General features: G+C 48.6%; 16 protein-coding genes and 1 other RNA gene. 8 read left to right on the top strand and 9 right to left on the bottom strand.

Annotated elements, in window-relative coordinates; translation table 11 throughout:
* Positions 1–367: 367 nt before the first annotated feature.
* Positions 368–604 (top strand): zinc ribbon domain-containing protein, encoded by a 237-nt coding sequence (locus AC6R1A_RS12035; RefSeq protein WP_334551304.1) that lies wholly within the window; start codon positions 368–370, stop codon positions 602–604.
* On the opposite strand, the gene xseA is transcribed toward AC6R1A_RS12035, so the two are convergent.
* Positions 591–1,922, bottom strand: coding sequence for an exodeoxyribonuclease VII large subunit (gene xseA, locus AC6R1A_RS12030; RefSeq protein ID WP_500633755.1), 1,332 nt, complete (start codon positions 1,920–1,922; stop codon positions 591–593). The genes AC6R1A_RS12035 and xseA overlap by 14 nt on opposite strands.
* 245 nt (positions 1,923–2,167) lie before the next feature.
* On the opposite strand from xseA, the gene guaB reads away from it, so the two are divergent.
* On the top strand, positions 2,168–3,631 hold the full coding sequence (guaB, locus tag AC6R1A_RS12025; protein ID WP_500633756.1) for an IMP dehydrogenase: 1,464 nt from the start codon (positions 2,168–2,170) through the stop codon (positions 3,629–3,631).
* A gap of 111 nt (positions 3,632–3,742) precedes the next feature.
* Positions 3,743–5,296, top strand: a complete 1,554-nt coding sequence (gene guaA, locus AC6R1A_RS12020; protein ID WP_500633757.1) for a glutamine-hydrolyzing GMP synthase — start codon at positions 3,743–3,745, stop codon at positions 5,294–5,296.
* Positions 5,297–5,438: 142 nt separating this feature from the next.
* Here guaA and AC6R1A_RS12015 read toward each other — a convergent pair whose 3' ends face one another.
* Both AC6R1A_RS12015 and AC6R1A_RS12010 read right to left on the bottom strand, forming a co-directional pair.
* Positions 5,439–6,983: an alanine/glycine:cation symporter family protein gene (locus AC6R1A_RS12015; RefSeq protein WP_500629239.1), complete on the bottom strand. Its 1,545-nt coding sequence runs from the start codon at positions 6,981–6,983 to the stop codon at positions 5,439–5,441.
* A gap of 323 nt (positions 6,984–7,306) precedes the next feature.
* Entirely contained in the window at positions 7,307–8,557 is a 1,251-nt protein-coding gene (locus AC6R1A_RS12010; protein ID WP_500633758.1) for a D-amino acid dehydrogenase, read from the bottom strand.
* Between the two features lie 103 nt (positions 8,558–8,660).
* Here AC6R1A_RS12010 and AC6R1A_RS12005 point away from each other — a divergent pair, with 103 nt between their 5' ends.
* Both AC6R1A_RS12005 and AC6R1A_RS12000 read left to right on the top strand, forming a co-directional pair.
* Complete coding sequence (locus AC6R1A_RS12005) at positions 8,661–9,554, top strand: LysR substrate-binding domain-containing protein (protein WP_500631494.1); 894 nt, start codon at positions 8,661–8,663, stop codon at positions 9,552–9,554.
* Between the two features lie 111 nt (positions 9,555–9,665).
* A complete protein-coding gene (locus AC6R1A_RS12000; protein ID WP_500633759.1) occupies positions 9,666–10,634 on the top strand; it encodes an ion channel in 969 nt (322 codons plus the stop codon).
* 23 nt (positions 10,635–10,657) lie between these two features.
* Here AC6R1A_RS12000 and AC6R1A_RS11995 read toward each other — a convergent pair whose 3' ends face one another.
* Positions 10,658–11,614 carry an L-threonylcarbamoyladenylate synthase gene (locus AC6R1A_RS11995; protein WP_500633760.1) on the bottom strand — a complete coding sequence of 319 codons (957 nt, stop codon included), beginning with the start codon at positions 11,612–11,614 and terminating at the stop codon, positions 10,658–10,660.
* A 300-nt stretch (positions 11,615–11,914) separates the two neighbouring features.
* Complete coding sequence (locus tag AC6R1A_RS11990) at positions 11,915–13,648, bottom strand: sodium:solute symporter family transporter (protein WP_500633761.1); 1,734 nt, start codon at positions 13,646–13,648, stop codon at positions 11,915–11,917.
* A 217-nt stretch (positions 13,649–13,865) separates the two neighbouring features.
* Here AC6R1A_RS11990 and recQ point away from each other — a divergent pair, with 217 nt between their 5' ends.
* Positions 13,866–16,046, top strand: coding sequence for a DNA helicase RecQ (gene recQ, locus AC6R1A_RS11985; protein WP_500633762.1), 2,181 nt, complete (start codon positions 13,866–13,868; stop codon positions 16,044–16,046).
* Between the two features lie 16 nt (positions 16,047–16,062).
* On the opposite strand, the gene AC6R1A_RS11980 is transcribed toward recQ, so the two are convergent.
* The 4 genes from AC6R1A_RS11980 to smpB all read right to left on the bottom strand — a co-directional run bounded on the left by AC6R1A_RS11980 (position 16,063) and on the right by smpB (position 19,142).
* Positions 16,063–16,545, bottom strand: a complete 483-nt coding sequence (locus AC6R1A_RS11980; protein WP_500633763.1) for a helix-turn-helix transcriptional regulator — start codon at positions 16,543–16,545, stop codon at positions 16,063–16,065.
* Complete coding sequence (locus AC6R1A_RS11975; protein ID WP_500633764.1) at positions 16,530–17,891, bottom strand: type II toxin-antitoxin system HipA family toxin; 1,362 nt, start codon at positions 17,889–17,891, stop codon at positions 16,530–16,532. The genes AC6R1A_RS11980 and AC6R1A_RS11975 overlap by 16 nt, the downstream gene beginning before the upstream one ends.
* Positions 17,892–18,221: 330 nt before the next feature.
* Positions 18,222–18,589, bottom strand: a transfer-messenger RNA (tmRNA) gene (gene ssrA, locus AC6R1A_RS11970).
* 67 nt (positions 18,590–18,656) lie between these two features.
* Complete coding sequence (smpB, locus tag AC6R1A_RS11965; RefSeq protein ID WP_500633765.1) at positions 18,657–19,142, bottom strand: SsrA-binding protein SmpB; 486 nt, start codon at positions 19,140–19,142, stop codon at positions 18,657–18,659.
* 117 nt (positions 19,143–19,259) lie between these two features.
* On the opposite strand from smpB, the gene AC6R1A_RS11960 reads away from it, so the two are divergent.
* On the top strand, positions 19,260–19,703 hold the full coding sequence (locus tag AC6R1A_RS11960; RefSeq protein WP_500629248.1) for an SRPBCC family protein: 444 nt from the start codon (positions 19,260–19,262) through the stop codon (positions 19,701–19,703).
* A complete protein-coding gene (locus AC6R1A_RS11955) occupies positions 19,693–20,049 on the top strand; it encodes an RnfH family protein (RefSeq protein ID WP_500633766.1) in 357 nt (118 codons plus the stop codon). Before AC6R1A_RS11960 ends, AC6R1A_RS11955 begins: the two co-directional genes overlap by 11 nt.
* The last annotated feature ends 7 nt before the right edge of the window (positions 20,050–20,056 follow it).

The raw sequence follows: 20,056 nt of genomic DNA, 5'->3' as shown, positions 1-20,056 counted from the left end.
TATGTCATCAATGGGCTCCACCAAAGAGCCTATCCCTCTTTTCCACTCATTTTCGAGTTACATACTGTGTATTTGGATGAGTGATCATTTTATTAAGTCTGGTTGTAGTGTGTATTTTTAATCTTTATTGGTTAATTGTGCTTTTTAAAATTGAAATGCAGCATATGTAACTTATGCTTTCGGTGTGTGGTTATATAAATGTTCTTTTAGGGGGAGATCGCTGATCACAGCGGCTTTTGCCGATGATCTTATTATGATCATTTATAGAAGCATAGAGCGATGAGAGCAAGCCAGTCGGTGTGATATTGAGTTGGAGATGGGATTTTTGTATATTAGTTTAAGCTAAATTAAAAAGGTAACACAGATCATGAACACCAATCTATGCCCAAGTTGTCAGCAAGAGCTGGAGTGGAATGGCCACTACCACTGCACACAGTGCCAACATGATTACAACAAGATCGGTTGGTGCCCACAGTGCGACAGTGAATTAGAGAAGCTGCAAGCGTGCGGCGCGGCAAATTATTTTTGTAATCAGTGCAACGAACTCAAATCGAAATCAGCGATTCGATTTGAGTTCCGTCCTATTGACTCTAAGAAATCGTAGAAAAGAGGGTGCCGTCGGCTAAACGGGTGACTAAGGTGTCACCTGATTTCATTTGCTTTGTGGAGGTCACTACATCGCCTTGTGCGTTTTGGCTGATCGAGTAGCCACGTTTTAATGTCGCCAGTGGGCTGACCGCATCTAACGTTTCCGCCGCTAACGCGAGTTGATGGCGTTGATAGGTCAAACGTTTATTCATCGCGTCGATCAGTTGTTGCTCTAAACGGATCATGCTTGCGTGTTGATTGGCGAGTTTATGTGCAGGGCTATGCAGGTTGAGTTTGTAGTGCAGTCGCTCGACTCGTTGCTCTGCACTGCGCAATCCATTATCCATCGCTCGCTTGAGGCGAATGTCGAGTTCATCTAACTGCTGGCTCTGACGTTGAAGTTGATGAGTGGGATGTTGACGTTCGAGACGATGCAGCAGGCCAGTCAGGTTGCGTTGTTGCTCAGACACTCTCTGGCGCCACGTACTGAGCAGTTTATGCTCACGACTAGCGAGCGCTTGCTCTTTATGGCTGTTGTCGCGGCTCACTAGCTCAGCGGCTGCCGAGGGGGTAGGCGCGCGCATATCGGCGACGAAATCGGCGATGGTCACATCCACTTCATGTCCAACCGCACTGATAATCGGGATTTGACTCGCCGCAATCGTTCGCGCTACGACCTCGTGGTTGAAGCACCATAAGTCTTCTAGAGAGCCCCCGCCACGACCGACGATCAAGACATCACATTCGTTACGACTGTTGGCACAGCCAATGGCTTGCGCGATTTGAATCGCGGCATCGTCACCTTGTACTAATGTCGGGTAAATAATCACCGGCAGTGAAGGGTCACGTCGCTTCAGTACATCCAGAATATCGTAGAGCGCCGCACCGGTTTTCGAGGTAATGATGCCAACCCGTTTCGGATGCTCAGGCAGCGGCTTCTTGTTAGTCTGTGCAAACAGGCCTTCAGCAGCTAGCTTCATTTTAAGCGCTTCAAACTCTTGCTGGAGTCGGCCATCGCCTTCCGGCTGCATGCTTTCAATGATCAACTGATAGTCGCCGCGAGGTTCATACAACGAGAGACGCGCTTTGACTAATACTTGATTGCCGTTAGCCGGCTTGAACGTGACACGACGATTATTGCCGCGAAACATCGCGCATTTGATTTGAGCTCGGGAGTCTTTAAGGGTGAGATACCAGTGACCAGACACCGGGGCAGAGAAGTTGGAGATCTCTCCGACCAACCAAACGATACCCATTTCGTTTTCAAGCAGCAGGCGAACTTCTGCGTTGAGGCGAGAGACAGTGAAAATGTTTTGATTGGTGGATGCAGGCACAGCTAATCCCATGGACGTGGGTATGGAAATTAGCGGCAATATAATACATAGCAAGGGGGTGATTGCAAATAAAAAGTAGAAAAATGTGTAGCCAAGCGTTTGCGTTGACCGTATAATCCGTCCGCAATATCTAATCCAAATGCAACATTGTTCTCGCACACTCTAGTGTGAATAGGTTGCCCTCATTATGCGAAACGATGAGATTGGATTGTTCTTTTTACTCCTCTAATTGTGAGATATTGCAAATGCTAAGAATTGCCAAAGAAGCGCTGACATTCGACGACGTACTGCTTGTGCCAGCACACTCCACCGTTCTCCCAAACACAGCTGATCTTCGCACTCAGTTGACGAAAAATATCACTCTTAATATTCCGATGATTTCTGCGTCTATGGATACCGTGACGGAAGCCCGTCTGGCTATCGCTCTTGCGCAGGAAGGTGGCATTGGCTTTATCCACAAGAACATGTCGATTGAGCAGCAAGCGGCAGAAGTTCGTAAAGTTAAGAAATTTGAAGCGGGTGTGGTCACTGACCCTGTTACCGTTAACCCTGAAGCGACCATCGCGGATGTGGTTGCACTGACAGACAAGCACGGCTTTGCAGGCTTCCCTGTTGTCACAGAGAACAAAGAGCTGGTCGGTATTATCACCGGTCGTGACGTGCGCTTTGTTACCGACCTCACTAAGAAAGTCTCTTCAGTGATGACGCCAAAAGAGAGCCTTGCTTCAGTAAAAGAAGGGGCAACTCGTGCTGAAGTGCAAGAGAAGATGCACGAAGCGCGCGTTGAAAAAGTGTTGGTGGTTAACGATGAGTTCCAACTCACAGGTATGATCACCGCAAAAGACTTCCACAAAGCAGAACGTAAACCGAACGCGTGTAAAGATGAGCGCGGTCGTCTTCGTGTTGGTGCGGCAGTGGGTGCTGGCACGGGTAACGAAGAGCGTGTTGCGGCATTGGTTGAAGCGGGTGTTGACGTGCTTTTGATCGACTCTTCACACGGCCACTCTGAAGGTGTTCTTAACCGTATCCGTGAAACTCGCGCGGCATACCCTAATCTCGATATCATTGGCGGTAACGTAGCAACGGGTGCCGGTGCGAAAGCCCTTATCGATGCAGGCGTTAGCGCAGTGAAAGTTGGTATCGGCCCAGGTTCTATCTGTACCACTCGTATCGTAACGGGCGTGGGTGTCCCTCAGGTAACGGCCATCGCTGATGCATCGGAAGTGGCAAATCAACACGGTATTCCCGTTATCGCTGACGGCGGTATCCGTTTCTCAGGCGACATCTGTAAAGCTATCGTTGCTGGCGCATCGTGTGTGATGGTGGGCTCGATGTTTGCGGGTACTGAAGAAGCTCCGGGTGAAGTGATTCTTTACAACGGTCGTTCTTACAAAGCCTATCGTGGTATGGGTTCATTGGGCTCGATGTCTCAAGGTTCTTCTGACCGTTACTTCCAAACGGACAATGCCGCAGACAAGCTTGTCCCTGAAGGCATCGAAGGACGTATCGCGTACAAAGGCCGCCTAAAAGAGATCGTTCACCAGCAAATGGGTGGTCTACGCTCAAGCATGGGCCTAACGGGCAGCGCGACGATTGAAGACATGCGTACCAAAGCTGAGTTCGTTCGTATCTCTGGTGCTGGGATGGCGGAATCTCACGTCCACGATGTTCAAATTACTAAGGAAGCACCAAACTACCGTCGCGGTTAATTTCTTAGACAAGAAACCCTCGACGAAAACGTTTGCTTTTTCCTTGAAGCATTGAAGAGAGGCGGGTACACTCGCCTCGTTTTCTTAACCCAGCTTAAAAAGACTGCTCAAATGACCAAAAATATTCATGACCAACGTATCTTGATCCTCGATTTCGGATCGCAATACACCCAACTTGTCGCACGTCGTGTACGTGAAATCGGTGTCTACTGTGAACTGTGGAGCTGGGACGTTGAAGAATCAGATATTCGTGAGTTCAACCCAGACGGTATCATCCTATCTGGTGGACCAGAAAGCGTCACCGAAGAGAACTCTCCACGTGCTCCTCAATACGTATTTGACTCTGGCGTGCCAGTGCTCGGTGTGTGCTACGGCATGCAGACAATGGCAGAGCAGCTAGGTGGTAAAGTTGCCGGTTCCAATGAACGCGAATTTGGCTATGCGCAAGTCAAAGTGTCAGATGAATCTTCAATATTTAAAGACCTAGACCTAACCCAAGATGTTTGGATGAGTCACGGTGACAAGGTTGTTGAGATTCCAGCAGACTTCGTCAAAGTGGGCGAAACGGACACCTGTCCTTACGCGGCGATGGCCAATGAAGAGAAAAAATACTTCGGCGTGCAGTTCCACCCTGAAGTGACACACACCAAGCAAGGCCTACAAATGCTTGAGAACTTTGTTCTTGGCGTGTGTGGCTGTGAGCGTCTATGGACCTCTGAATCCATTATTGAAGATGCGGTTGCTCGCATCAAAGAGCAAGTGGGTGACGACGAAGTTGTCCTTGGTCTATCCGGCGGTGTTGACTCTTCGGTTGTGGCGATGTTGGTTCACCGCGCAATTGGCGACAAGTTAACCTGTGTCTTCGTTGATAACGGTCTGCTACGCCTAAACGAAGGTCAACAAGTGATGGATATGTTTGGCGATAAATTTGGCCTAAACATCATCAAAGTCGACGCAGAAGAGCGTTTCCTCACCGCATTAGAAGGCAAGTCGGATCCTGAAGAGAAGCGTAAGACCATCGGTCACGTCTTTGTTGACGTGTTTGATGAAGAGTCGAAGAAGCTGAAAAACGCGAAATGGCTAGCGCAAGGCACCATCTACCCAGACGTGATTGAGTCTGCGGCGTCAAAAACGGGCAAAGCGCACGTGATCAAATCTCACCATAACGTGGGTGGTCTACCTGAAGATATGGCGATGGGCTTGGTTGAGCCACTACGTGAGCTGTTTAAAGATGAAGTGCGTAAGATCGGTCTAGAATTAGGTCTACCTTACGACATGCTATATCGCCACCCATTCCCAGGACCGGGTCTTGGTGTGCGCGTACTTGGTGAAATCAAGAAAGAGTACTGTGATTTACTGCGTCGTGCGGATGCGATCTTCATTGAAGAGCTTCATGCTGCTGACCTTTACCACAAAGTGTCTCAAGCGTTCACGGTATTCCTACCAGTTCGTTCCGTAGGCGTTATGGGTGATGGTCGTAAGTACGACTGGGTTGTGTCACTGCGTGCAGTCGAAACCATTGACTTTATGACCGCGCATTGGGCACACCTACCGTATGACTTCCTTGGTAAAGTCTCTAACCGTATCATCAACGAAGTAGACGGCATTTCTCGCGTGGTTTACGACATCTCAGGTAAGCCGCCAGCGACGATTGAGTGGGAATAATTTTTCCGATTAATGTTAAGAACCAGCCTATCAGGCTGGTTTTTTTCGTCTTTGGATGAGCTGCCAAGCAAAAAATAGAGGCAAACCTTGGTTTGCCTCTATTGATGACCGAAACGGTCGTCCACTGCTTTTTATTTATCGATTAGGTTGAAGGTTGCTCAACGCTTTTGGTTTTTGATTCCGCTTCTGCTTTCGGATCGAGTCCTGTTTTTCTGCGGTATTTTTCTTCCCAGTAGTCAGCGCCTTTGATGCCAAGTTTCACTGGGTTGAACGTGTACTCTTCAACACCTTGTTTTTGCTGCTCTTCGTAGTCATTCAGTGCTTTTAGGGCAGGTTTTGACATAAAGAAGATGATCAAAATACCGACAATGTTTAACCACGCCATCAAACCTACACCGACGTCACCCATCGCCCATGCGAGGTTTGCGGTTTTGACGGTGCCGTAGAACACCACGGCAATCAACGCGACTTTAAGGATGAACATCAAGCCGTCAACTTTGAAGTGGCGACGGATGTACGCAACGTTGGTTTCTGCGATGTAGTAGTAAGCCAGAATCGTCGTGAAGGCAAAGAAGAACAGCGCGATAGCGATGAACGGTTTGCCGATGCCTGGCAGTGCACTTTCAATCGCCATTTGAGTAAACACTGGGCCGTTCGCCGCGATATCAGCCGCGACATTCTGGATGATGAAGCCCTCTGCACCGTGAACGTTATACGCGCCAGTGATCAAGATCATGAACGCTGTGGCTGAACAAACAAGCAAAGTATCAATGTAGATAGAGAAAGATTGCACTAGTCCCTGCTGAGCTGGGTGCTCAACACTTGCCGCTGCGGCCGCATGAGGCCCTGTACCTTGACCCGCTTCGTTTGAGTAAACACCACGTTTAACACCCCAGCCAATCGCGGCACCCACACCTGCCATCGGCGTGAATGCATCACCGATGATCATTGAGAAGATGCGTGGCACTTCACCAATGTTCAGTAGGATGATGATGAAAGCGGTGACGATGTACGCCAATGCCATGAAAGGCACGACAATCTGAGTGAAGCTCGCAATGCGTTTTACACCACCAAAAATGATGAACGCAAGAATGATAGAAATCAGTGTGCCGGTGAAGATTTTCGCGAAACTGAAGGTGCCGATGGCCGTTTCGATCATGTCACCTGAGCCAAATGCTGCCTCGACTGCGTTACCGATGCTGTTCGATTGCACACCAGGAAGTAGGAAGCCACACGCAAAAATGGTCGCGACTGCGAAAATCCACGCATACCATTTCTGACCCATTGCTTTCTCGATGTAGTAAGCCGGACCACCACGGAATTCGCCGTTATCTTCTTCTTTATAGATTTGCGCCAGTGTCGATTCTGCATACGCGGTTGCCGCGCCAAAAAATGCGACTGTCCACATCCAGAAGACAGCACCTGGGCCGCCAAAACCGATCGCTGCAGCGACACCGGCAATATTACCTGTACCGACACGACCAGAGAGTGAAACGGCCAGAGCCTGGAATGAAGAGATGCCTTTAGAAGAACTTTTTCCAGACAGAAGCAAACGCCACATTTCGGTGAAGTGTCGAACTTGTACAAATCGAGTCATGATTGAATAGAACAAACCCGCGCCCAAGCACAAGTAAATCAGTGCCGGGCTCCAGATAATCCCATTCATAAAATCAACAAATGACTGCATATGAATTTCCCTGTTAGTTGTTGAGTCCCTTTAGCGACAAAACGGCATATCGCTTAAAGGGGGGTTGTGTTTAATTTCGAACAGCATATTAACCTTTTTGTAACCTTAATGTTAAATCATTTATCTATTAATCTTGTTTGGCGTGATTCCATCCACAAAATTCCAATCAGAAGAGAAATGATAGGTTAAAACTTCATCGTTTAGTCTTCTCGTGCCAAAACTGAGAATGGTAAAACGCATCTGGTGGTCGATGCGTTTTATGGAAAAGTGCAAATTCTATTTGTTAAATATGCTGATAATGCCGGTTGATTTAGTGAATGCTACTATTTGCCGTAGCGGCTCATGCTCAGTTGCGGGTATTGATGACGATCTCCGGTGACAAGGTCGGTTAATATTTCGGCGGAGCCACACGCCATCGTCCATCCTAGCGTACCGTGACCAGTATTAGTGAAGAGGTTACTCAGTGGTGTTGGGCCAATGATCGGCGTGCCATCGGGCGTCATTGGGCGAAACCCACTCCAATATTGTGCATGCTCAAAAGAGGCACCGCGAGGGAATAGGTTGCTGACGACATGATTGAGCGTCGCCAGGCGTTTGGCCGTTAGCTTACCGTCAAAGCCAGCCAATTCAGCCATACCCGCCACGCGTATTCTGTCATCAAAGCGCGTTAGGGCGACTTTGTAGGTCTCGTCCATAATGGTGGAAGAGGGGGCATACTGATCATCGCTGACAGGTAAGGTAAGCGAATAGCCTTTGACGGGGTATATCGGGAGGGTTAGCCCTATTGGCTCTAACAATGCCTTGCTGTAACTGCCCATTGCGACAACGAAGGTATCGGCGGTGAAATCACCGGCATCGGTGTGAATGGCGCAGACACGTTGCTGAGACGCAGTTAGACGTTGAATACGGGTATTGAAATGAAACTGCACGCCAGCTTCTTCACACAGACGCTGGAGCTCTTGGCAAAAAAGGTGGCAGTCACCGGTTTCATCGTCCGGTAAATAGAGGCCGCCGACCAGCTCACCCTGCATATGAGCCAAACCGGGCTCTTGGTTAAGGCACTGATTAGCATCGAGCAGTTCAAAGCGAGTGCCTGCCTCGGCAAGCAGCGCCATGTCCTTTTCTACCGCTTGCAATTGCTGAGTATGACGAAACAGTTGCAGTGTGCCTTTTTGGCGTCCTTGATAATCGAGCTTGTGCGTTTGGTTGAGCTTTTTTAAGCTCTTCTGGCTGCGAGTTGCTATCATCAACATGCGGGCTTTGTTCACTCGATAGCGCTCTAGCTGGCAGTTACGCAGCATTTGCGTCATCCAAATGAATAGCTCGCGGCTCACCATAGGTTTGATCTTTAGCGGCGCATGTTGCTCGAATAACCATTTGATGGCCTTGAGCGGAATGCCGGGAGCGGCCCAAGGAGAAGAGTAGCCATAAGAGATTTGCCCTGCGTTGGCAAAACTGGTTTCTTCGCCTGCGCGAGATTGACGATCGATAACCGTCACATCACATCCTGCTTGATTGAGCATCCAAGCGCTCGTGAGTCCGATGACTCCACTGCCCATCACCACAACCTTCACATCATTCTCCTCATTGGTATTTTGGCTAAGAATCTGCGATTTACATTTACGTAACAATCGATAAAAATTAAACACATCATTTAGAAAAACTAAAAGCGCGCTCATGACCCAGATGTTATTTCAAGGTGTTCATTTACTGTGCCAAGTCGCGCAGTACCCGACGATAAGCCAAGCAGCAAGTCGTCTAAACCTCACGCCGGGAGCCATCAGTCAGCAGGTAAAGTCCATTGAACAACATTTGGGTTTTAGTGTTTTTGAACGTCATCCGCGCGGGATTCGCTTAACCGAGCAGGGGAAAAAACTGATCGAGGGGGTAACGCCGCATCTGTTAGCCATTGAAGACGTGACCGCGCAAGTGAGATCCTCCGGCGAAGCAGCGCAGATTCGTCTGAAGCTAACTCCCTCTTTCGCGTTTAAATGGCTCGTCCCTCGTTTAGAGAGCTTTTATCGTTTACACCCGACGATTCAGGTTCACACCTTTGCCGAGGGCGCATTGGTGGATAGCCAGCATAAGGACTTTGATATTGCGATCGACTATGGTCCGATCCCCTACAAAGATGATCGCGCTGAACTGTTAATGGCGGAGTCACTGCTCCCTGTGATGAGCCCCCATTACTATCAGCAGCATTTTTCGTCGCATTCGTCCAATGAGGTGTGGTCGCGGGTGACGTTGCTGCATGATGCGATGCTTTGGCAAGGGGCCGTTAGAGATCATGAGTGGCGCTATTGGTCTAAGCAGCAAGGGATGGATTTTGACTGCCAACGTGGTCACTTTTTCAATCGCACCGATATGGCGATGTCGGCAGCAGAGGCGAACGTGGGTGTTGCTTTGGCTCGTATGGCATTGCTGGGCGATGAAATCTCAATGCAAAGGTTAGTCGCACCTTATGAGCCCATCCCTGCTGGCGCGGGGTACTTTGTGTTGACCCATGTGGACAACGCACACACGCGGGTCTTCAAACAGTGGTTAAGAGCGCAGTGCGATGTGGGTGAGTAAACCACGGTGACGGTCACCATCGCTAATTAATCAGGCGCTGCGTCTTATTGGCTCTACACTTAAAAAGTCAACGGGATAGCCCTTTGTTGGCAGAGTGAGGGAGCGGCATGTATGAATTCGAATGAGCAGTTATGCAGCTATCGTAATCCAGATGGTTGGTGCTGCGATCAAATTAGTGGTGAGTCAGGACTGTGCTATTGGCATGATCCGAACATCGATAAAAGTAACGACGACATCAAACAGCAAGTGGAGCAATGGGCCGCAGAGGGCAAGCCACTGGATGGCTTTCAGTTAGCGAAAACCGATTTGACGGATGTAGACTTGGTCAATCGAGGCAGTAAAGACGGGTATCTTTGTCGTGAGGCCGATTTTTATCGAGCAGACCTCACCGATGCGCATTTTTTCGGCTTAGATCTTCGCGGCTCTTCTTTGATGAAAGCCAAGATGCTCGGCGCCAATCTGCACTGTGCGAAATTGGATAAATGCAATTTATTGGGCGCAGATCTTGGGCGTGCCAAGCTAGAAAATGTCGAGTGGGGACGCTTCCTAAAACAAGAACTCGATGCCAGGCAAGCAAAGAAAAAGCACGATAGAACGCTCACCGCCAGTCTCTATCAGGAGGCGGAAGAGGTGTGTCGTAACATTCGTAAACAGTGCGAAAAACAAGGACTGTTTGAGATGGCGGGAGACTTCTTTAAACGTGAGATGCGTTTTCGTCGCTATCAGTTACCCAAATTCAGTACCAAACGGTGTATATCCAAAGCGGTTGATCTGTTTTGCGGCTATGGCGAAGACCCCGTGCGCGTGGTGCTATTTTCGATCTTTTTGATCATGGTGTGCGCGATGGCCTATTTCTTTCTTGATACCACAGGGGCGCATCCGATTTACGAAGGGGTGACGGGCTGGCGTTTTTATCTGTTGGAGTTTTTTAACTCACTCTATTTCAGTGTGGTGACCTTTACCACGCTCGGTTACGGTGACATCTCACCGGTTGGTGTTGCGAGGTTTATTGCTGCGCTTGAGGCCTTTTTAGGCAGTTTCACCATGGCCCTGTTTGTGGTGGTGTTTGTAAAAAAATGACCCGCTAGCGCAGCCTGTACTGATTACAGCTTGGATTGTGCACGGCCAAGGCGGTCGTGCACCGCGACCCACTCGTCACCGCGAGGTGGCGTTTCTACCCAAATCTCATCGCAGTGCCATTGGTCAGCATCATCAAGCGCGCGGTACAGATCGTGTGCGTACTGAGCCACGTTATCCGCCATTTTCATTGCGCGAACATTCAAATCCGTAGGTAACGGTGAGTAGTGCAGCAAAGCCACCTCTCCCTTTACTTCCGGTAGATGATCAATGTCGACCAACTTCACTGAGGTGTTAGGTTGATAATGGCTGGTCACGTTACCCGGGACGGCGACATTATGCGCTTGAGGCGAACACACTTCTTCACCTAATGTGTGTGACAATTGCGCCGCGCTAATGGGACCTGCGCGAAGGATTCGAAATGGACGTTGCGTGAGATCGACAATCGTTGACTCAAGGCCATGAGCACAATCTCCGCCATCAAGCACCGCAGCGATATAACCGCCTAGCGATTTGAGTACGTGCGACGCTGAGGTTGGACTCAGTTTCTTATAAGGGTTAGCGGATGGGGCGGCAACGGCCAGCCCGCTAGAGAGCAGCTCGTTAAACACGTCGTGTGCCGGCATGCGAACGCCAATGGTCTCTAGACCGCCCGTGACAACAGAATTAGCTTGTGGCGATTTCTTTAGTAGCAGGGTAACCGGACCAGGCCAAAAGACATTAGCAATGGTGTACGCTTCCTCTGGGATCTCCGTCGCCCAATCGGATAACTGCTGCACTTGGCCAATGTGTACGATTAACGGGTGATTTGCCGGTCTGCCTTTCGCCGCGAAAATCTTCTTTACCGCCTCTGGGTTGGTGGCATCTGCCGCGAGTCCATAAACGGTTTCGGTCGGAATAGCCACCAACTCGCCAGAAGCAAGAAGCGACTTCGCTTGTTCGATATCGTTTTGGTTTTGTGCGGAAAGATGTAGCGTTTTCAATGTCACTTCCTCAGAAAAACGGACGGTTACATAGGCATGTTTGCTCTGACCAAATCAAAGCAAACGCACATTTTAGCTATCTTTTTCAAATTTGCGATGCTTATTTTCCTTTTTACATTGCTAGGCGAACCTCGTTTTGCGAAGTGCTTGATTCTGTGTAAGGTTTCCATCAAATCTTGCCACAACCCACAACCCACAACCCACAACCCACAACCCACAACCCACAACCCCAAAAAAGGTGCAGCCGAACTCTACACCGTGAGATAAGCACGTGATTGCTTAAATGGAGAGCGCCAGTAATTAACACTCAGCAGCGTGAGCTGAATCGAGTTTTCGCAAACGCAGAGACATCGACATCAAGGCAAAACCGCATACCAATATCGCTCCACCGATCGCGACGAAAATCGTGCCGTCGGCAAAGTTGTCAGTGGTGACAGCAAACAGCGCCACGATGATGCCCAGCGCCGTCATTGCTTTCCCCATAAAAATGCCGTTGGCGTGATCAATCGGCGTTTGTTCTTGCGTGGAAATCGGAGTGTGGATTCGCTCACTCACGGTGTGATTGAAATAGGGGCGTTTGGTCATCAAAGCGGTAGAAAGGAAAAAACCACCAGTGACAATAACATGTGCCAAGAGACTGCACACCACCATCATATCAACGCTTTCTCTATGATTGAGCGGGCCGATGAAAGGCTCAAGCCAATGAACATCGAACACAAAATGCATCCAAGCGGAAACCAGAATGCCGACCAGAACCGTTGCCCAGCCAGACCAAGGTGGCGTACGTAAGTTGAGTATGGCCAATAGCGAGGGAATCGACATCGGCATGTGCAGCAAAGCAGAGAAGATCATCATGATGTCGAACAGGCTGTAGTCTTCGATACGAGCAAACAACAGCGCTACGCCGCAAGCCAACAGACCGGTCAGGACTGTGGCGATTTTACCCAGACGCATCTGTTGTTCGCTGTTCGCGTGCGGATTGATTAGGGAAAGATAGACATTGTTGACCACAATGCCGGCGTTGCGATTGAGCGCAGTGGTCATCGGAGACACGGTCGCCGCTAACATCGCCACCATCACCAGCCCTAATAGCCCTTGTGGCATGTAGTGTTCGATATAGTAAAGGTAGGCGGCGTTGTTGGCTCCACCTCCGAGCTCTGGGTAGCTCAAGCCCAAATCAATATTGAGTGAAGCAACAAACCAAGGCGGGGCAAACCAAAGCAGCGGTGCGACGAGAAACAGCGCGCCAGCCAGCAACGCCGAGCGTGATGCTTCTTTCTCATTGCTGGTGGTGAGGAATCGATAGCTGCTGAGGGCATTATTCGTGGTTAGGGTTTGTTTCAGCAGCATGATGGCCACCCAAGCAATGAAAATCTGCCAGGTGTGCATGCTCTCGCCCATGACGGTGTTTGACAAAGATTCAACCGGTAGGCTCACGACGTGCTTGGCCGCAGTGGCCCCAACGACCATGGTGATAGTGACCAACAGCACCAGTTGGATCACATTGGTCGCAGAGACCGTCCAAACCCCTCCGGTGAGGGCAATAAAGGTGACCAGCAGAGAAATAGAGACGATAGTGATGTCGATACTAATGCCAAAGGTGGCCGACAAAAAGGCGCCCAATCCATTAAGCCAAATCGCTGCGCCAATCAGTGTGATGGGAAAACTCGACCAAGTGAAGACTTGCTCAGACAACTTGTCAAAACGCAGACGTACCACATCCATCGCCGTAGCAACCCTTAAGCGGCGGTAACGCGACGCAAAAAAGAGCGCTGAAACAAAAAAGCCTAACGCATTGCCCCAAAAGACAAACATGATGCTGAGACCATCTTCAAACGCTTTGGCTGCCGCGCCAGTAAATGTCCATGCCGAAAACTGCGTCATGAAGGCGGTGGCGCCCGCCATCCACCACGTCATTGCGCCATTGCCTTTAATAAAGCCGTCGGCATTGGAAGCGTGGCGTTTGAACGCGTTGGTCACGATCAGTAAGAAAACGAAATAGAGCGCAAGTACGAACCAGTCGAGATGTGTCACAAGGGAACCTAACTATAAAAGAGGGAGTGAAGTTTTTTAAAATCACGTTTCACTTCATATTGTACGACAAGATTAACCTGCATTGGGAGAGCTGGATCATATTTGCTGAGTCAAGTAAGTGAATGAAACGGCTGCACGTAAGTATGGAAAGCGGTGATGTTGCCCGCAGACACCTCAGTTATCTCCTCTGAATTGATGCGCCTATTGAGGTAGGATAGTGGTACTGTCTTTCAAACTTTGGATATTCGCCGTGCATCGCCCGACCCCGTTAGAGGTACTCAATTCTGTATTTGGTTACGATCATTTTCGTCATCAGCAACAATCGATCATCGAGACGTTGGTTGAAGGCGGTGATGTGCTCACCTTGATGCCGACGGGCGGGGGAAAGTCGCTCTGCTACCAAATCCCAGCCATTGTGCGAGAAGGCGTGGGGGTGGTTGTGTCGCCGTTGATTGCCTTGATGAAGGATCAGGTTGATGCATTAGCGCAAGTCGGTGTGGCCGCTGCCTACCTCAACTCCACATTAGATCGCTATGAACAGCGTGAAGTTGAAGATCAGATTCGACGTGAAGAGATTCAGCTTCTCTACATCGCCCCAGAGCGTTTGATGATGCCGCAAACCCTCGACTTGCTCTCCGAGTGCCGCGTATCGCTCTTTGCGATTGATGAGGCACACTGTGTGAGCCAATGGGGACATGATTTCCGACCAGAATATCAACAGCTTTCTGTTTTACATCAACGCTTTCCGAACGTGCCGCGCATTGCACTTACCGCAACGGCTGATAAGCGTACGCAGCAAGAGATCATCAGTCAGCTAGCGCTTCAATCGGCCCAAGTGTTTGTCCACAGTTTTGATCGCCCCAATATTTGCTACTACGTCAGTGAGCCAAGCAATGCAAAGAATGACTTGTGGTCATTCATCTCTGCGCATCACGCGAACGATGCGGGCGTCGTCTACTGTCTATCGCGTAAAAAAGTGGAAGAGACAGCAGAGTGGTTAGCGAGCAAAGGTCGAACCGCATTGGCGTATCATGCCGGAATGTCGGTTGAAAAGCGCAATGAGCATCAACAACGTTTTCTGCGTGAGGAAGGAGTGATCATCGTCGCGACCATTGCGTTTGGTATGGGCATCGATAAACCCGACGTGCGTTTTGTCGCTCACTTGAGTTTACCGAAAAGCTTGGAGTCCTACTATCAAGAGACGGGTCGCGCGGGCCGAGATGGCGAACCCGCCAATGCTTGGATGGCCTACGGGATGCAAGATATGGTGATGCAGCGCCAGATGGTAGAAAACTCAGACGGTGGTGACGCCTATAAACAAGTGCAAATTCAAAAACTGAATGCCCTGCTTGGTTACTGTGAGTTGGTGACGTGCCGCAGGCAAACCCTTCTCGCTTACTTTGATGAGCAGATGAAGGAGCCGTGTGGCCACTGCGACAACTGCCTGACGCCGCCAACCACTTGGGATGGCACAGAGGCGGCTCAAAAGGCGTTGTCGACGGTATACCGATGTGAGCAGCGTTTTGGTGTCACATATCTTATCAATGTCTTGTTAGGCAAGCGCGACGATCGCATTGAACGATTTGGTCACGACAAGGTGTCTACCTTTGGGATTGGCACCGAGCTCAATGCCAATCAATGGAAAGGCGTCTTTCGTCAACTCATCGCGATGAATTACCTACGGGTGGAAGGTGAGTACAACCGTTTAGTGCTCACGCCGCAATGTCGTCCCATCTTAAAAGGCGAGCAGAGTGTCCAGTTGCGCGCACTGCGCAAAGCGAAGTCGAACCAATCGACGAAATCGAGCGCCGCAGAGTCGTTGTCTCCTTCAGATACGGATCAATTTCTTGCTTTGAAAGCCGTACGTGCTCGCTTAGCGAAAGAGCAAAACGTGCCAGCGTATGTCATCTGTCAAGATGTCAGTTTGAAAGCCATGGCCAAAGCTCGACCCCAAACATTGGATCAGCTTCGTCATATTTCAGGGTTTGGTGATACCAAAGTGAGTCAATATGGTGAAGCGCTGTTAGCCGTAATGGAAGACAAACCCGTTGAGCTGCGCCGCTTGAACGATACCGAGCAACAGTCGGTTGAGCTCTTTCACCAGATGGCGTCGGTTGCGAGTGTCGCTGCCCACCGTCAACTGGCCGAGACCACGATACAGAGTCACCTCAGCGCCGCCATTGAGAGCGGGGCGTGCCAACTCGAACAATTAGTGGAACTTAGCCCTGATGCGCTCAGCGACATTGAACAGAAAGCGACTGCGCTTAACAGCATCAATGAAAACAAGTTAAAGCCTTTGTTTGAAGCGTTCAATGAACAATACGACTATGGCACGCTGCGCTACGTACTCGGTCATATGAAGCATAAGCTAAGCCAACAAGCCGTTGAGGCTCAGTGAGCATCATAAGCCTAATTTAGTCTGCTTGTTTATCATCTATCAGCGATTTTAACGTACTGACAGAAGTAGGGATCAGTCCGACTTTTAAGCCAAATGGTTTGAACACCTTGTTGAGAATCTCAGTGTTGTAGCTGCCCCGATCATTCTCTATATCTGAGACTGTTTTTCTTGAGACATCGACAAGTCTTGCGAACACATCCTGTTTGAGTCCCAGTATATTAACGCGTAAGCTTTTCAACGCTTGGCCTTGTGTTAGCTCTCCAAGCAATAAGTGTTTGATGATTTTGTTTGCCTCTGTTTTGCGTTCTGCTGCACTGACTGCTTTGGCGTTTTTTGAGGTTTTCGATCTCGTCGGAGTATTGAGTTGCGATCGTTCTTTGGTCGAATGAGTTGCATTCGTCCCAGTCTTGGGCTGATATTGATTTCGCTTTGCTCTTAGACGAGCAACTGTATCTTGTACGGACTCTTTATTGCTTGGCTGATTCATAGTAGCCCCCATTTAGTGAGCTTTTCTGATATATGATTAAGTCCAACGGCTGGCATCTCTAAGATTTGTTCTGGCACTCCTCGTAATGCTAGTCTCTGCTTTAAGTCAATGCATTTACTTGCTGTAACCTCTAGCTCTTGTAATAACACTTCTTTTGGCACGAGATCAGATAAGGTGTCCGCTATTCCTACGAAGTCGTAAGTTCCGCCAACCTCTAGTGGGGCTTTCCATTTTGTTGTTCTTGGAATGCCTTCAGGATCAGCTTTCATTGGTGCGAAGTCGTAAACGGGAGCAAGCTTTATGACTCCATCACCTTTTAAGAATGAAGTGTTTCTGCCATGGTTATCACTATTACCAAACAATATGTTGAGCAGATCTCTCTTCACCCATTCAATGACGAAAGCTTGAGTATCAAACCTATACCCTTGGTGTTTAACTATATTGCTTTCAGTGATTTTTTCTATGAGAGTTCGGATTGTTGTTTCGTGATCAAGCGTGACTCCAGCGCCTTTGTTCAAAATGGAATACACAGATTCCATGCCAAACCTCTCGATTTGTTGCTCAATAATTTGAACATCAAATCGAGGAAGCCACAAGGAAGGGTAGTTTAATCCTTCCTCCAAGCGCATGCCGTCGGTGGAGATCGTTTCAACTCCCATTTCTGTTAGCTCGTGGTAGAAGTAGAACTCAGCTCTTAGAATATTACAGTCGATGGTGCTTCTTGAGCCTCTAGGGTACTTTACTAAGTAATGTAAGTCGTGGTTGCTATTGTCATCTTGGTATGGATCAATCCATATTTTTTCGCTGCCCGATCCATGATCGAAACCGCATCGGAGGATCAGTTTTGGCGCTTCACCTCCAGCCCCTGTCGCACCACCCGCGGCGGCCCCTCTTTGCTGTGCATAGTCGAGGAAATCACCAGCTCGATTTTTAACATCATCAACAGAGAAGTAGAGGTTGTCTGCTACTTCGTAGCGCTCAGGAAGAGAGTCTTTTACTCTTAAGTTACCAATAGGCGACATTGTGCCAAACTTGAGCAAAACATAGTCTTGTTCATCAGAACTAAGGTCGTCAATATCTAGGTGTTTGACCCAGTATCGTCTACTAGCACCACTAGGCATAATATCGTCTAGAAACGTTAACCATCCAGGTTTACCCATGTCATTAAAAAAGAATGAGACAGGGTGGTTTAGTGAAACAGCGTGAAAGTCATCTTTATCGTGATGTTCTAGCGCATAGTCGCTGAGGTAGTTGAGTTCAGTCACTCGGAAATTATGTCGGCTACTTTTAGGGAATGAGATGATACCGATATCTATCCATTCACCTCTGATAAAAGCTTGTATGGTTAGTTCTTCCATTGACAACACCTCTACTTATCAATGAGTAAAATTTTACTCGTAAAGTCGTTTACTTTCAAGTTGTGAGTAAAATTTTACTCATTAATATGCAGTTAGACTATTTATGAGTAAATGATTACTCATAGAACGTAAGTCAAAATTATTGATGAGCAGAATGGATTTTTTTAGCTATGAAAGCTGCGATAGGGGCGAGTTAATTGCCAAATACCAGACGAGGATATCTTTAGATAGTGTATGTTTAGTACCAACTTTTAGTACAAGTGGTACACGAACGAAAAATAAAAACAAAAAAAGGCGGTAAGTCAATAACTTACCGCCTTTCCAAACGTTTGGTGGAGCTGGCGGGAGTTGAACCCGCGTCCGAAAATCATTCATCTTTGGTACTACATGCTTAGTCGATCTTTAATTTCGCCACCCACCTGCGAACCGACACGCGAATGAATGACTAACCTGAATTATAATTCGCCGTTCATCTCTCAGGTGGGAGAATCCGGGCTAGCGCGTTTGGGTTTGATCCCTCGTTGGTCCCCGTCTTACGTGCGGAAGCTAGGGCGAGAGAGCTCTCAGCAGGGTATTAAGCTGCTAGTGCGTAGTTTTCGTCGTTTGCGACTATTTTTTTGCGGTTTGTTAACGAGGCCTACCGCACCTCGGCATGCACCTTAGACTGCAAAATTCCCGTCGAATCCTGAATCAGCCCCAAGGTTGTTGGTGCATAGTACCAGATTAGTGATGCCTGTCTAGCACTATGCGTTTAAGTGGTTAAGATTAGCGCAGCGCGCTTTTCATTACTCGAGCTTTTTGACGCTGCCAGTCGCGAGCTTTGATGTCATCACGTTTGTCGTGTAGCTTTTTACCTTTTGCTACGCCGATTTTCATTTTGACCCAAGATTTAGACCAGTAGAGAGACAAGGCGATAAGCGTCATGCCTTCACGGTTGATGCGTCCGGTTAAGTTGTCGAGCTCTCGACGGCTCATAAGTAGTTTTCGCACACGAGTAGGGTTCGCCACTACGTGTGTCGATGCCTGATTTAGAGGAGTGATCGTCATTCCACTCACAAAGGCTTCACCGTTACGCATAAATACGTAACTTTCTGAAATATTGGCTTTACCTTGGCGAAGGGCTTTCACTTCCCACCCTTGTAGCTCTAGACCTGCTTCGATCTCATCTTCGATGAAGTATTCGTGGCGAGCCTTTTTATTGAGCGCGATGGTATTGCTACCCGCTTTTTGTTTTGAGTTTTTCTTTGCCATAATACGGTCATTATAAAGAGGGTTGAGTGCTTAGCAAATCCCTTTGTTTGCGCTGAGTGCAAATAAAAGTAAAATTATCGCCAGCTTGATGCCCAAGCTTAGTCGTAAGGAGTCAATATGAAGCAAGTCAGTCGCTCAGCGCTGGTATCTTTTAGCGCAGAGCAGATGTATGAGTTGGTCAATGACGTGGCGAGTTATCCCGAGTTTCTTCCAGGCTGTTCCGGTTCTCGAGTGATTGAAGAGAGCCAGGATGCCATGGTAGCGTCGGTCGATGTGTCTAAAGCGGGTATCAGCAAGACATTTACTACCTCAAACACGTTGCGCTTTGGCGAGGCGATCATCATGAATTTGGTCGATGGCCCATTCAAAACCTTGAAAGGGGGGTGGTATTTTACACCGCTGGATGAGCGAGCCTGTAAAGTAGAGCTTAAGTTAGAGTTTGAGTTTTCCAGCAAAATGATTGAGATGGCCTTTGGTAAAATCTTCAATGAGTTGACGAGCAATATGGTCAATGCTTTTACCGCAAGAGCGAAACAGGTTTATAACTGCTATGAGTATTGAGTCTGATATGATCCATGTTGAGGTGGTGTATGCGCTACCCAATGAGCAGCGGGTCTACACTTTGGTGGTCAACAAGTCGATGACGGTTGAGGAAATCATCAAGCAATCTGGCGTTTTGGAACGCTATCCCGATATTGACCTAACAATAAATAAAGTTGGGGTGTTTAGTCGCAATGTGAAGTTGGATGCGACTGTCCGAGACAAAGATAGAATCGAAATTTATCGACCTTTATTAGCGGACCCGAAAGAGATCCGACGCAAGCGAGCAGAACAAGCCAAAGCGGCCGGAAGCGCAGATCCAGTGACAGGGGGCAAAAAGAACCCGCTTAGGAAAGAACAGGCCTAATCAAAAA

Source organism: Vibrio sp. R10-SG3-ISO3, assembly GCF_059834225.1.
Note: the sequence above shows the minus strand (reverse complement) of the source record. Positions and strands in the feature narration are given on the sequence as shown.